This is a genomic window from Haloferax sp. AS1 (assembly GCF_014530665.1).
Taxonomy (GTDB): Archaea; Halobacteriota; Halobacteria; order Halobacteriales; family Haloferacaceae; genus Haloferax; species Haloferax volcanii.
Window position 1 is genome coordinate 353,559 of record NZ_SPSA01000003.1, and the last position, 13,831, is coordinate 367,389.

Sequence of the window (13,831 nt, forward strand, 5' to 3'; positions counted from 1 at the left end):
GATTCAGTTCGCCGTTCCGGTCGGTGGCCGAGTCTCGGAGGTCAATTGTACGCGCCCCAGAGTCGGAGCAACAGGTAGCCGCCGACGGCGACGCCGACGAGCGAGATGCCCCAGACGCCGAACATTCCTGCAATCGTCCCGTCGAGGACGAAACGCGCGAGGAGAATCATGCAGACGCCGGCGAGCGCGGTCATAATGAAGTTCCGGTTCGACGCCGCGGCCTTCCGGAGCGAAGGCACGCGCGATGCGTTGACTGACATACGTACCCACACGGTCGCTCTCCGCACACAAATAGATACTGCTCGCTCGGAGGTCGTTCGACCGGCTCGGACGGCTCTGCGGGGCGAAAACGTGGTGCTGGAAAGCGGCTGACGGTCAGCGGTCGGTGGTCGGCGGTCGATAGTTGGCCGCGCACGGCGTCCGCGACCCCGGTTCAGTCGTCGACGATGCTCGGACTGTCCCAGTACTCGTGGTCTTCGTCGGCGCGGAAACACCGCGCGGCGTGGCCGGTCTCGTCTTCGAACGCGCCCGGGTCGTTCGTCTCACAGACCTCGCGCGCCTTCGGACAGCGCGGGTGGAAGTGACAGCCGCTGGGCCGGTTCGTCGGGTCGGGGATGTCGATTTTCCGAATCGGAAGGTCGTCGTCCTCGTCTCCTTCGTAGAGGTTCGGGGTCGCCCACTTCAGCGCCTGCGTGTAGGGGTGCTGAGAGTCACCGATGACCTGCTCTATCGGCCCGACTTCGACGATGCGGCCGAGGTACATGACGGCGATGCGGCCGCCGGACTTCTCGGCGATGTACCGAGCGTTCGAGAGGTCGTGGCTGATGAAGACGTAGGAGGTGTTGAACAGGTCTTGCAGTTCGAGCATCAGGTCCATCATCTCCACCCGGAGGCTCACGTCGAGGGCGCTGATGGCCTCGTCGGCGAGGATGACGTCCGGGTTCAAAAGCAGCGACCGAACCAACACGACGCGCTGTTTCTCGCCGCCCGAGAGCTGGTGGGGGAACCGCTCGACGAAGTCCTCGGCGGGCGTGAGCCCGACGCGTTCGAGGAGCGCGTAGATGCGCTTTCGGCGCTCCTCCTCGCCGAGGTTCGGGTTCCACTTTTTCAGGGGGAGCATCAGCGAGGTGAGGATGCGCTGGTTCGGATTCAGCGCGCTGCCGGGGTCCTGGTGGATAATCTGGAGCGACCGCCGAATCTCCGAGAACGGGATGTCCGGGTCGCGGCTGTTTTTCGCCTCCCAGATATCCTGTCCGCGGTAGGTAATCGAGCCGTGGGTCGGCTCCTGCGCGCCGATGATGGCCTTTCCGAGCGTCGACTTACCGCAGCCGGACTCGCCGATGAGCGTGACCACGTCGTTTTCCCCGATGTCGAGCGAGATGCCGTCGACGGCGCGGACCGTCTGTCGCTCGCCGAACAGGCCGAGGAAGCCGCTGCTGTCCGTGAAGTGGACCGATACGTCGTCCACCGAGAGGATGGAGTTATCGACGCTCATTCGGCCTCACCGCCCTCTTCGGCCGCTTCCATCGCGGGAATCGGAATCTCGTCGGACACGTCGTCGTGGTAGAAACACGCGGTTCGGTGGCCGCCGCCGCGGTCCGCCATCGGTGGCTCCGCCTCCGCGCAAGACTCGTCGGCCATCGGGCACCGCGGCCGGTACGAACAGCCGGGGATGTTGGTCACCGGGTCGGGCTTCGACCCCGAGATGGACTGCATCTCCTCGATGGGGGCGTTCAGGTCCGGCGTCGCGTTGAGGAGCGACCGCGTGTAGGGGTGCGCGGCGTCGTACAGTATCTCCTCGGTCGAGCCGATTTCGACGATGTCGAACGCGTACATCACGACGAGCCGGTCCGCGAGCTTGGTGAGAAGCGGCAGGTCGTGGGTGATGAAGATAATCGTCAGGTCGTACTCCGCTTTGAGCTCCTTGAGCAGCGAGACGATAGAGCGCTGCATCAGGAGGTCGAGCGCGGCGGTCGGCTCGTCCATCACGAGCACCTCCGGTTCGAGGATGAGCGCGAGCGCGACGAGCGCGCGCTGTTTCATCCCGCCCGAGAGCTCGTAGGGGTACGAGTCGAGGACGCGGTCGGGGTCTAAGTAGAGGTCGCCCAGAATCTTGCGGGCGCGGTCGAGCCCCGCCTCCACGTCGCGGTTGTGGTCTTCGAGGGTCTCCCTGAAGTGGCCGCGGACCTTCTTGACGGGGTTGAACGAGCTCATCGCGCCTTGGAACACCATGGCGACTTCGCCCCAGCGGAACTTCCGCAGCTCTTCCTCGTCGAGGTCGAGCACGGAAATCGGCTCGCCGCCGTCGGGCGGGTAGTAGGTAACTTCGCCGGAGGTCTCGCCCGGGCTGACGACCGCGTTCATCAACGCGGACGACGTCATCGACTTGCCGCTGCCGCTTTCGCCGACCATCCCGAGCGTCTCGTTGCGGTAGATGTCGAAGTCGACGTTGCGGACGACTCTCGATTCGCCTCGGTTGGTCCCGAAAGTGACCTCCAGGTCGCGGACTTCGAACACGACGTCTTGGTCGGGGTCCGAGTCGTTCTGATTCGACGTTCGCATTGCTTGGTTGGTAGTCATCGTCTGGTTATAGGTGTTGGCACGGGGTCAGTCCCCGCCGGTCGCCTGCGATTGGTTGTTCTTCGAGGTGCCTTTCTTCGAGGTGTTCGCGTGGCGCGCCCGGAGGCGGACGTTGAACAGGCTGTCGAGCCCCTGCGACAGGAGGACGAGCCCGAACGACAGCAGGAAGATGCAGACCATGGGCGCGACCATCCACGGGAGCATGTCCGGGCGGGTGAGCGCGTTGCCCTCGTACGCGAGGTTCATCATGACGCCCCAGTTGAACGTGGTGAACGGCAGGATGCCGAGGAAGTACAACCCCACGGACTCGAAGATGATGCGCCGCGAGGTGAGCGCCCCGTTTATCATCACGTACGGCATGAGCTGCGAGAGGATGTCCCGACGGAGAATCGACGACAGCGGGATGCCCATGATTTCGGACGCCTCGACGTAGGACTCCTCGCGGATGCTCAGCACCTGCGAGCGGACGGTCCGCGCCAGCCCCGGCCAGTTGTCGATGCCGAGGAAGACCCCGACGATGTAGGGGTTCTCGGGCTGGAAGATGGCCGTGATGACGATGATGAGCGGCAGACCCGGAATCGTGATGACCACGTCGGTGACGGTCATCAGGAACGAGTCGATGCGCGTGCCGTGTTCGAAGCCGGCGACGACGCCCACGAGAGCGGCGAAGCCGACGCTCACGACCGCGCCCGCGAATATCATCTTGAACATGCCCGGCGTCGCGTGGATGAGCTGGGCGTGAATCGGCTGGCCGAACACGTCGGTGCCGAGCGGGTACGCCAGCGATTCGAACGGCGCGGCGAGGACGGGCGCGTCACCGCTCGTCGGTCGCTCGACGAGCCAGACGCCGACGGTGCCCATGAGGAGGAAAAAGGCGAGAATCGCGCCGCCGACGAGCGCGCGCCAGTCGTCGGCCGCGATGCGCGCGGGTGCGATAACGTTCATTTCGAGGAATCGCTTTGCGCGGTCGGCACCCGATTCGGGGTCCGGGTCGATGTCCTCCTCGTAGAGGTCTTTCAGGTCGAACGTGTCGGAATGTGCTTCACTCATGGTTACTCCTCACCCACCGAGATGCGCGGGTCGATGAGCGTGTACGTGAGGTCCGCGATGAAGATAGCGGTCAGCGAAATCGCCGTGAACACGAGGAGCGTGCCCATCAACAGCGGGTAGTCCTGCGTCTTGACCGCCTCGAACATCAGGAGGCCCATGCCCGGGTACGCGAACACCTCCTCGACGATGACGGCGCTGCTGAAGACGCCGGCGATGCCGATCATGAACTGCGTGTACATCGGGAGGATGGAGTTGTGCCCGAGGTACTGCGTGGCGATGCGGGTCTCGCGGAGCCCGCGGAGTTGCGCCACGCGGATGTAGTCCTCGCCGAGGACGCGAACCGCGTTCCCGCGCATGGCGAGCGCGCCGGAGGTCGCGAGCGCGCCCATCGAAATCGCCGGGAGCGCCGCGTGTTGCACGAGACTGAGCATGAACTCCGGATTGTACCCTGCGGCGATGCCCGAGCCGATTCGGCCGCCGGTCGGGAAGTAGTTGTTCTGGATGGCGAGGAAGTAGATGAGCACGACGCCGACGATGTAGTACGGAATCGAGTTGAGTCCGATGATGAGCGATGACACCGTGGAGTCGAACCGCGACTTCTCCCGGTAAGCCGTCATCACGCCGAGGAAGATGCTCAGCGAGTAGCCCAGCGCGAGCGCGTAGACGCTGATGAACATCGACCACGGGATGCGCTGCATGATGAGCGTCGTGACCTCCTCGTTTTTGAAGAACGAGGTGCCGAGGTCCTGCCGGAGAATCACGTCAGACGCGTAGTTGAAATACTGTACGTGCATCGGCTGGTCCGGGTTCACGTTCGTGTAGAGCTGTATCATCCTGTTCAGTCGGTCGATATCGACGCTCCCGCCGCTCTGCGAGAGGATCACGCTCCGCATCGCTTCCGTCGGGCCACCGGGCATGGCCTGGTACAGCAGAAACGAGACCGTCATCGTGACGAAAAACGTCAGTATCGCTTGCCCGAGACGCTTCAACAAATACTTTGGTGTCATTATTAATAGTTTGGCTTCTAGCGTGAGAGAGCTTAATTGTGGTGGTTAAGCCCGTCGAGGCTGCCGTCTCACCTCACTGCGAGTTGGAGCTAATCCATCCGTTTTTGAAGGAGAACTCGCCCGGTCGGTTCGTGTTGAGTTCGTAGTCGTCGCCCGTCGGCATGGAGAAGTCCTGCGTGTCGCCCCAGTAGCCGGAGTCTTCCTCGACGAAGACGAAGTCGGGAAGCGCGTAGTTGAACCACTGGACGAGGTCGCGGGTCCGCTCTCTGACCTGCTCTGCGGACTCGGAGTTCGGCAGGTCGTTCATCAGCTGTGCGGGCTGAATCTCTTTGCCGCTGCCGGAGATTTCGGTCGCGCCGACCTCGCTCGGGATGGTCGTCGTAAAGGGCTTGCCCGTCGGGCCGGTCTCGTTTCCACTGGAGGGGTCACCGACCTCGATGCCGTAGAAGTTGTTCGAGAAGTACGCCGTCGGGTGCCACAGCGCCTTCGCGACGTGCCATATCCAGAAGATGTCCGCCTCGTACGTTTGGAGGCGCTGGTAGTAGTCGGTCGAGCTGACCGTGCTGATTTCGGTCTGGATGCCGAACGCGTTGAGCTGGTCGTTGAAGACCTTCGTCGCCTGCACCTGGGTGTTGTTGTTCTGCGTCAGGACCGTGAAGGTGAACGACTCGCCGTCCGGGTCGACCCACGTCCCGTCTTCCTTGGTGTAGCCGGCGTCTTCGAGCAGTTGCGTCGCCGCGTCGAGGTCCTTGCCGACCGGGTAGTCGATGAGCTGGTCGACGAAGTCCTCGCCGAGGTACTCCTCGTGAATCGTCGAGCGCAGCGCCGTCTGGTTCTCGGCGGGTGCGCCGACGGTCCCGGCCTGCCGCATCGCGGCGACCATCGACTCGAAGTCCACCGCGTTGACGATGGCGCGCCGGACCGGGAGCCGCGCGATGTGCTCGTTTTTGAAGTTGAACGTGAACTTCTGCGTGCGGAACCAGTTGAGTCGGTAGACGTTCTCGATGTTGTCCGGGTACCGGGACTGCTGGGACTCCGACATGAGCACGTCGGGGTTCATGTCGAGCTGGTCGTTCACCGACAGCGACTCCACGTCGGCGGTCGTCTCGGGGATGATGCGCACCTTCGGGATGTCCGTCCGGCTCGCGTACGGGTGGTCTTCGAACTTCTCGAGGACGGTCTCCGAGGAGTTGAAGCCGGTGACGCGGTACAGCGCGTTGCCGAGCCCCTCGTCGATGAGCTGTTGGGTCGTGATGCTCATGTCGAGGAGGTCGCTCGTCACGCTCTCGCGCTCGCTCTCACTCGATGCTTCCTCGTAGCGGGTGAGGTATTCGCGGTAAATCGACCGCGGGGTGTTGACGAACGTCTCGGCGACGTTCGCCTTCATCAGGTTGGGCGAGACGGCCGTCTTGAACGTCCGCTCGATGGTGTAGTCGTCGACCAGCGTGTTGCTCTCGATGGGCGACTGCTCGGGCGATTGCAGGCGGTCGATTTCGAGACCGATGTAGTAGTCTTCGGCCGTCAGGTCGTCGCCGTTCCACCACTTGAACCCCTCGGGGAACGTCAGCGTGAGCGTCCGCCCGTCGACGGTCATGTCTTCGAGCAGGTCGGGTCGGACCGTCCCGTCGGCGTAGCCGCGCGCGACTTCCTCGAACAGTTGGTCCTGAAGGGTGTGCGCGTAGTTGCCGAGGCTGTACCGGTTGAACTGCACGTCCGTCGCGGGTCGGCCCGCGGGGTAATCGAGGGTGTCGTCGGCGATGCTCGCGCCGCCCTCGGTGGTCGTGCCGCCGTCCGTGCCGTCCCCGGTACTGCCGTCTTCGGTCGTCTGCCCGGAACTATCGAAGCAGCCGGCCAGTCCAGCCGTGCCAGCCACCGCCCCGTACTTGATAAGGTCTCGTCTACTCCAGTTGGTTGAACGCTTTCCAGCCATGCGGTATCATCTATCATGATACTCCCCGTTAATATAGATACTGGATTTGCCCATCCCAACCATGATAGAGAAAATAACAGTTCCCCGCCCGTTCGCGCTGGTTTTCGCCCCGTCTCACGCGCTCCTCGCCGTCCACAGCAACAGTCCGAGCATCACGACCGCTAATCCGCCGAACGTCGTCAGTTGGAGATAGACGAGCGCGTGGGTCGTCGTCCCCGGTTCGATAGACGGCAGCGAGAGGAGAAGCAGGGCGATAGAGGCCAGCGAGATGACGAGGACGAGCTTCATTCGGGTCTCGTAATCGCGGAGCACGTCGGCGAGACTCGTTTCGGGCATGTCTGCGTAGAGTACCGCGGTGTATTTCAGTATACTGCCCCGGCCAGCCTCACCCTCGCCGTCCCTTTCCCCGGTAGACTTAGATAAGGCGAGACGGAATGAGGGTGCATGGACAGAGGATTAGTACTCATCGAGAACACCGACTCGCACGCGGACCTCCTCCGGGAGGCCAGAGAACACGCGCTCGGCGCGGACGCCGACCTCGTCCTCCTCGTCACGCTCACCGAAGACGAGTTCGAGGAGACCCAGGAGGTCCTCGACACCATCGGCGACGTCGAGCACACGTCGTACACCGAACAGGACGCGTTCAAGGGCGCGATGAACGACGCCGAGGAGGTCGCCCGGAAGGTCTTCGCGACCGACGACGAGGTGTCCTACGAAATCGTCCCGCGAATCGCCGCCGAGAAAGAGCGCGCCGAGAAGGTCATCGAAGTCGCTGACGAGGAGGGCGCAGACCACGTGTTCATCCTCGGCCGGAAGCGGTCGCCGACCGGAAAGGCGCTGTTCGGCGACCTCGCGCAGTTCGTGATTCTCAACTTCGACGGCTACGTGACGCTTCACACCGAGTGAGCGTCGTCGCGGCGGACTGACCCGACTCTCGTTTTTTCTGCCCCCGCGACCGCGTAGCCGTCTGTACTCAGTCGTTCGAGACTACTCCGGCGGGCTGTCCCACTCCTCGCCGTCGTCCTGCGGGTGGTAGCCGATTTGCGAGCGGGCGTGTTCGAGGTCGTACCACCGGCGCTGGTTGTCGCTCACGCCGCTGAAGATACCGAATTCGACGTCGTCGTCTTGCAGACAGCAGTCGATTTCGTGGGCGAAGTCGCGGCGGGACTGCCACATCGCCTTCATGCGCCCGACGGTTTCCTCGTACTCGGCGCTCCCGCGTTCGAACTCGCCGTTCTCGACGGCGGCCTCGGCGTCGCCGTAGGGGTGGTCGTACTCCGGCATCCGGACGCTGCACACCCGGAGGGCGTAGAACTGCTTGGGGTATTCGTAGTTCTCGACGTAGTACCGACCCATGTCCTCGCCGTACGCCTTCGACGCGCCGTAAAACGAGTCGGGGCGGACGGGGTCCTCGTGGCCGATGACGAGTCCGTGACCCGGCTCGTATATCTCGGGGGAGAACTCGTCCTCGTAGCCGCCCATGACGTGGTTGGTCGAGAGGAAGACGAACGACTCGATTTCGTTCTCGCGGGCGACTTCGAGCGCGTTGTACATCCCGATGATGTTGGGCTCGAAGATGTCCTCCCACGTCCCGTCGGTGTAGGGGTACGCCGCCATGTGGACCATCGCGTCCTGCCCCGCCGCGGCGCCGTCGAGCGCGTCGTAGTCGGACACGTCGCCGACGACGGTGTCGTAGCCGCCGTAGGGGTGGTCGTCGGGGCGGTCGGAGCGGTTGAAGTACGTGAAGTCGTAGGCGTCGTCGTCGTGCAGGTGGTCTATGACTGCGGTGCCGCACCGGCCATAGACGCCGGTCATCAAGACGTCCATACGAATCCACTCTGACCAAATCGTAATAAATTGATGGGTGACCGCGACGTCCGACTTCAATTCGGGTACCGCTTCGGCCCGCCCGTTCGGGTCACGAAGCCTGACTGCCGCGCACCAGATGGACGACTCGCGGGCGCTCTCACGCGCGTGAACGCCGGATTCAGGCGTTGACGATGGGTTTATCACGGTTGACTCAGATTGACTGTACCATGCCACTCGCAGACGACCGTGTACGCAGTCGTCTCCGTGGCGTCGCCGTCGGCTTGCTCACGCCGTTCGACGACGACCTGGAGATTCAACACGACAAACTCGAAGCGAACGCGAAGTCGCTTTCCGGCGACGGTATCTCGTCGTTCCTCGCGGCCGCGAACATCAGCGAATACCACTCCCTGTCCCAACAGGAGCGCGTCGACGTGACGGAGACGGCGGTCGACGCGCTCCCCGACAGCGCCTGCGTCCTCGCCGGCGTCGGCGGGTCGACGAAGGCCGCGACGGACCTGATGGAAGCCTACGACCGCGTCGGCGTGGACGCCATGATGGTCATGCCGCCGGACCACACCTACGTCCACGAGCGGGGACTCATCCGCTACTACGAGAAACTCGACGCCGCGACCGACACGCCGCTCGTTCCCTACGTCCGCGGCTTCGACCCCTCGGTCTCCTTCCTCCGCGACCTCTCGCGCATCGAGGGCGTCGTCGGCGTCAAGTACGCCATCGAGGACCCGGTCAAACTCGGTTCCGCCGTCGCCGTCGCGGACGACGACGTGGTCTGGGTGGACGGCCTCGCGGAACCCTACGCCGTCTCGTTTTGGAACGAGGGCATCGAGGGGTTCTCGGCGGGCGTCAGCAATTTCCGCCCGGAAATCGGCCTCGCGCTGTTCGAGGCGCTCACCGAGGAGAACTGGGAACGCGCCCGCGAGATTCGCGACCTGACGCTCCCGTTCCAAGCTCTCCGCGGCGAGACGGGAACCGACAACGACCTTCCCGGCGCGATAAGCGTCCCGATAGTGAAGAAGGGCCTCGAACTGGCCGGCCTGCACGGCGGGTCGGTCCGCGAGCCGATTCGGTCGCTGTCGGCCGACGACGAGCGCCGCGCCGAGGAACTGTACGAGGAACTCGACGACGGCATCGCCCGCGTCATCGACTGACTCATCGACATCGACCCGGGCGCGCACCGACGACTCCGACCGCACCGATATCGACTGACCACGCTCACCGCACCTGCCTGACGCTACCCGACGGCAGCCGTCGGAAGCACCCCACCCCATTTTTCGCCGTCTCGACGTTCCCTCGCTCCCTGTTGAGCCGTTTTCACGTCTCACCGGCCCGCTCGTCCCCCACCGGACTCCCGGCCCGCACCAATCATAACACACCTTCAGCTCCGGCAGTTGAGCGGCTACATTCCCAGACTGACCGCACGAGGGCAGCGTCATACTCCATCTTGTTCGCCGGTGGGGAACGAACATCGGGCGAATCGTGCCCAATTATTCACTCTGGATGGGTTTTGCGTTCCCCGGTGGCGAATATTCGGATTTAGGCCTCTCTGTGGGCTCTAGATTGGGTTTGGGAGGGTTGGCGTTTTGGTCGGCTGTGCGTCACTCACGACGAACGCGCGAATTCGACGCTATATCCGCCCATATATTACAATCATATGACTGTAATTTTCCCGCCTCGGGAACCGATGATGCCACTTCGGCGTCTGTCTCCGTCCAGCACCGGCGCGCCCGTCGCCGCGCGTCGGTCGCCGGAGGTAGGGATAAGTAGGTGTGGCGTGTGCGTGACTCACACGGTATGCAGCACGACGATATCCAGCACGACGACGTTCAGTTCCACAACGTCAGGGCGCTCCAGCGGGTCAGACCGCACGAGGGACTTCGACTGCTCCGCGTTCCGGAGGCCGTCAGGAGCGGCCTGAACACCGGCGCGCAGACGCGGATGTCTCACCCGGCGGGAACCGAGATTCGACTCGTCCCCGATGAGACGGTTCGAATCACGCTCTCCTCCGAGGAGCGAGACAGCCTCGTTCGGCCGTTCTGGGGGGACTTTCAGGCGACGGGCGAGGAGTTCACGCTCGGGCCGGAGCCGAAGACGGTCGAACTGTCTCCCCCGGAGTCGCTGTCCGACCTCGACCCGGCGGCGACCGGCGAGATGCGTTACGCGCCCGAGGTGTGCCGACTCGTCTTCCCCGGCGACCACCGCGGCGGCCACATCTACTACCACGGCGTCGAGGGCGCGCGGCGGCCGCCGACCGCCGACGAGGTTCCGAGCCTCCGATACCTCGCGTACGGCACGTCGATTACCGAGGGCGAGGACCCGTCGGCGGAGATGCTCACGTACGTTAACCAGACGGCCCGGAGACTCGGTGCGGACCCGATAAATCTCGGCTCCTGCGGGACAGCCTACTGCGACCCCGCGATGGCCGAGCACATCGCCGCCCGCGACGACTGGGACGTGGCGACGCTCTCGCTGTCGGTGAATATGGTCGGCCGATTCTCGCCCGACGAGTTCCGCGAGCGCGCCGCGGACATGGTCGAAACCGTCGCCGCGGCGAACCCGTCCAAACCCGTCGCCTGTATCACGCTGTTCCCGCACGTGCGCGAGTACAAGCGCGACCACGAGGAAGCGACGCTCTCCGAGACGTTCCGCGAACACCTCCGCGACGTGGTCACCGAGTGCGGCTACGACAACGTCCACCTCGTCGAGGGTCCCGACCTCTTGCCGACCGCCAGCGGAATGACGACCGACCTCGTCCATCCCGGCGACGACGCGATGATTCGCATCGGCGAGCGCCTCGCGCGCGAGCTCGAATCTCTCATGGACGATTAACTGGAATACGCGGTTCTCAGGCGCTCTCGTGGTCGAACTACCCGAACGAAATCTCCGCGAGCGTAACACGGAAGAACCCCCCTGTTCGATGGACGTGTATGACCGTCGCCGCAAATCTGGGCTACATGCTCGGGGTGCTCTGCCTCGGGGCGCTAGCGAAGCGTCTCGGCCTCCTCGACAGCGGCCGCCGCGACAAACTCACGTTCTTCGCGTTCGCCTTCGCGCTCCCCGCGCTCGTGTTCACCTCGACGTACGACCAGCCGATTCGCGAAGTCATCGAGCCGACGCTCGTGTTGGGCTTTTGGCTCGTCCTCTTTACGATGCTCGCCGTCGGCTGGGTCGTCCACCGGCGGGTGTCGCCCGACTCGGTTCGCAGTGTCGCCATCGTCCAGTCGTACTACTCGAACCTCGGCTTCCTCGGGCTCCCGCTCGTCGATTCGACGTTCGGTTCGCTGGCGTCTGCGAAGGCGGCCGTCATCCTCGGCATCGGCGCGCTCACCCACGTCCCGCTCACTATCACGGTCCTCGTGCTCGTCAACGGCGCTGACGTATCGTTCAAAGAGGAGTTCGTCGGCGTGCTCAAGACGCCGGTCATTCCGGCGCTCGTGTTGGGGCTCGCCTTCTCCGGGCTCGGCCTCGGCGTCCCCGGCGTCCTTCTGACGGGGCTCGACGCGCTCTCCTCGCTCGCGCTCCCCGTGGCGCTGCTCTCCATCGGCGCGTCGCTCACGATTTCCACCGAGTCGTTCGACTTTCGCACCGTCGGGGCCGTCGTCGGCAGCAAAGTCGTCCTGATGCCGCTTCTCGCCTTCGCCGTCTTCTCGACGTTCGCGTCGAGTTGGTCGACGGTCCAAGCCGGCGTGACGATGCTCGCGACGCCGACCGCCGTCTCGTCGTTCATCTACGCGAACGAACTCGGCGGCGACGCCGATCTCGCGTCGATGAACGTGTTCGCGACCACCGCCGTCTCGGTCGCCACCCTGTTCGTCGTCCTCCAGTTCCTCCTTTGAGGCGGCGGCGACTCGTCGATACCAGTCCGAACCTCGCGAATTCGCTTCGCTCACACCTTGCGACGGCCACGAGCGCGCGGCGGCCATCCGCGCTCGCCATGAGAAGCTTACTTAGTGATGGCTGTGCATGGCTAGGTCGAATGTCGAGAACCTACGGTAACTTCATCGACGGCGAATGGACCGACTCCCAGTCGGGAGAGACGTTCGAAGTGACGAACCCCGCGGCGGCCGGCGAAGTCGTCAGCGTCCACCCGGCGTCCACCGAGGCGGACGTCGAGGCGGCGCTCGACGCGGCCGTCGCCGCGCAGGACGAGTGGGCGTCGACGCCCGGTCCGTCCCGCGGCGCGATTCTCCGCGAGGCCGGTAACAACCTCGACGCGCGGAAAGAAGAGGCGACCGAGGTGCTCGTCCGCGAGGAGGGCAAGACGCGCTCCGAGGCGGGCGGCGAGGTACAGCGCGCCATCGACATCTTCCACTACTACGGCGCGAAAGCGCGGGATTTCGGCGGCACCGTCAAGTCCGCGAGCGCCCCCGGGAAGGACCTCTACACGAAGCACGAACCCCTCGGGACGGTCGCGCTCATCACGCCGTGGAACTACCCCATCGCCATCCCGGTCTGGAAGCTCGCCCCGGCGCTCGCCGCCGGCAACACCGCGGTCCTCAAGCCGGCGTCCGAAGCGCCGGGCGTCGTCGCCATCGTCCTCGAATGTCTCGACGACGCTGGACTGCCGGCCGGCGTGGCGAACACCATCACCGGCTCCGGGAGCGAGGTCGGCGGCCCGCTCATCGAGAGCGAGCGCATCGACGGCGTCTCCTTTACCGGCAGCACCGCCGTGGGGACGATGGTCGCCGAGACGGCCGCGGTCGACCTCAAGCGCGTCCAGTGTGAGATGGGCGGCAAGAACCCGACCGTCGTCATGCCCAGCGCGGACATCGAAGACGCCGCCGAGACCGTCGGCGTCGGCGCGTTCGGCACGACCGGCCAGTCGTGTACGGCCACCTCGCGCGCCATCGTCCACGAGGACGTGTACGACGAGTTCGTCGCGGCCGTCTCCGACTACGCAGACTCGCTCGTCGTCGGCGACGGCCTCGACGACCCCGACATGGGCCCGCACGTCTCCGAGGACGAACTGTCTACGACGCTCGAATACGTCGACATCGGGTCCTCGGAGGGCGCGACGGTCGAAGCCGGCGGCAGCAGGCTCTCCGGCGACGACTACGACGACGGCTACTTCGTCGAGCCGACGGTGTTCTCCGGCGTCGAAAACGACGCTCGCATCGCCCAAGAAGAGATTTTCGGCCCCGTGCTGGCGGTCGTCAAGGCCGACTCGTTCGAGGACGCGCTCGCCCTCGCCAACGACGTCGACTACGGCCTGTCGGCCAGCATCGTCACGCAGGACCTCAGCGAGGGCAAGCGCTTCGTCAACGAGGTCGAAGCGGGCGTCGCGAAAATCAACGAGAAGACGACCGGCCTCGAACTCCACGTCCCCTTCGGCGGCTACAAGGACTCGTCGACGAACACCTACCGCGAGCAGGGCGACGCCGGCCTCGACTTCTTCTCGTCGGTGAAGACCATCTACGAGAACTACTGAGCCGCCGGCCCC

The 13,831-nt window shown here is 64.6% G+C and carries 13 protein-coding genes; 5 read left to right on the plus strand and 8 right to left on the minus strand.

The features are described from left to right. Window positions 1–41: 41 nt before the first annotated feature. From E4P24_RS18480 to E4P24_RS18510, 7 genes are all read right to left on the minus strand, one after another. Entirely contained in the window at window positions 42–260 is a 219-nt protein-coding gene (locus tag E4P24_RS18480; RefSeq protein ID WP_004041067.1) for a hypothetical protein, read from the minus strand. Between the two features lie 173 nt (window positions 261–433). Then, complete coding sequence (locus E4P24_RS18485) at window positions 434–1,495, minus strand: ABC transporter ATP-binding protein (RefSeq protein WP_188149009.1); 1,062 nt, start codon at window positions 1,493–1,495, stop codon at window positions 434–436. Beyond that, on the minus strand, window positions 1,492–2,562 hold the full coding sequence (locus E4P24_RS18490) for an ABC transporter ATP-binding protein (RefSeq protein WP_004041065.1): 1,071 nt from the start codon (window positions 2,560–2,562) through the stop codon (window positions 1,492–1,494). Before E4P24_RS18490 ends, E4P24_RS18485 begins: the two co-directional genes overlap by 4 nt. 45 nt (window positions 2,563–2,607) lie before the next feature. Then, a complete protein-coding gene (locus E4P24_RS18495; protein WP_008573163.1) occupies window positions 2,608–3,630 on the minus strand; it encodes an ABC transporter permease in 1,023 nt (340 codons plus the stop codon). Between the two features lie 2 nt (window positions 3,631–3,632). Continuing rightward, complete coding sequence (locus E4P24_RS18500; RefSeq protein ID WP_013034964.1) at window positions 3,633–4,637, minus strand: ABC transporter permease; 1,005 nt, start codon at window positions 4,635–4,637, stop codon at window positions 3,633–3,635. Between the two features lie 73 nt (window positions 4,638–4,710). After that, the gene (locus tag E4P24_RS18505) at window positions 4,711–6,510 is read right to left on the minus strand and encodes an ABC transporter substrate-binding protein (RefSeq protein WP_115861496.1); all 1,800 of its coding nucleotides are present in this window, start codon (window positions 6,508–6,510) and stop codon (window positions 4,711–4,713) included. Between the two features lie 171 nt (window positions 6,511–6,681). After that, window positions 6,682–6,903 carry a hypothetical protein gene (locus E4P24_RS18510; protein ID WP_004061687.1) on the minus strand — a complete coding sequence of 74 codons (222 nt, stop codon included), beginning with the start codon at window positions 6,901–6,903 and terminating at the stop codon, window positions 6,682–6,684. A gap of 108 nt (window positions 6,904–7,011) precedes the next feature. Between E4P24_RS18510 and E4P24_RS18515 the strand changes: the two genes are divergently transcribed. Further along, entirely contained in the window at window positions 7,012–7,473 is a 462-nt protein-coding gene (locus E4P24_RS18515; protein WP_188149010.1) for a universal stress protein, read from the plus strand. An 81-nt stretch (window positions 7,474–7,554) separates the two neighbouring features. Here E4P24_RS18515 and E4P24_RS18520 read toward each other — a convergent pair whose 3' ends face one another. Beyond that, complete coding sequence (locus E4P24_RS18520) at window positions 7,555–8,394, minus strand: NAD(P)-dependent oxidoreductase (protein ID WP_006599993.1); 840 nt, start codon at window positions 8,392–8,394, stop codon at window positions 7,555–7,557. Window positions 8,395–8,603: 209 nt separating this feature from the next. Between E4P24_RS18520 and E4P24_RS18525 the strand changes: the two genes are divergently transcribed. The 4 genes from E4P24_RS18525 (at window position 8,604) to E4P24_RS18540 (ending at window position 13,819) form a co-directional block, all read left to right on the plus strand. Continuing rightward, window positions 8,604–9,542: a dihydrodipicolinate synthase family protein gene (locus E4P24_RS18525; protein WP_188149011.1), complete on the plus strand. Its 939-nt coding sequence runs from the start codon at window positions 8,604–8,606 to the stop codon at window positions 9,540–9,542. 643 nt (window positions 9,543–10,185) lie between these two features. Continuing rightward, window positions 10,186–11,220, plus strand: a complete 1,035-nt coding sequence (locus E4P24_RS18530) for an SGNH/GDSL hydrolase family protein (protein WP_006599991.1) — start codon at window positions 10,186–10,188, stop codon at window positions 11,218–11,220. A gap of 98 nt (window positions 11,221–11,318) precedes the next feature. Continuing rightward, window positions 11,319–12,227 (plus strand): AEC family transporter, encoded by a 909-nt coding sequence (locus E4P24_RS18535; protein WP_115803559.1) that lies wholly within the window; start codon window positions 11,319–11,321, stop codon window positions 12,225–12,227. Window positions 12,228–12,367: 140 nt separating this feature from the next. Further along, window positions 12,368–13,819, plus strand: a complete 1,452-nt coding sequence (locus E4P24_RS18540) for an aldehyde dehydrogenase family protein (RefSeq protein WP_188149012.1) — start codon at window positions 12,368–12,370, stop codon at window positions 13,817–13,819. Window positions 13,820–13,831 lie beyond the last annotated feature (12 nt).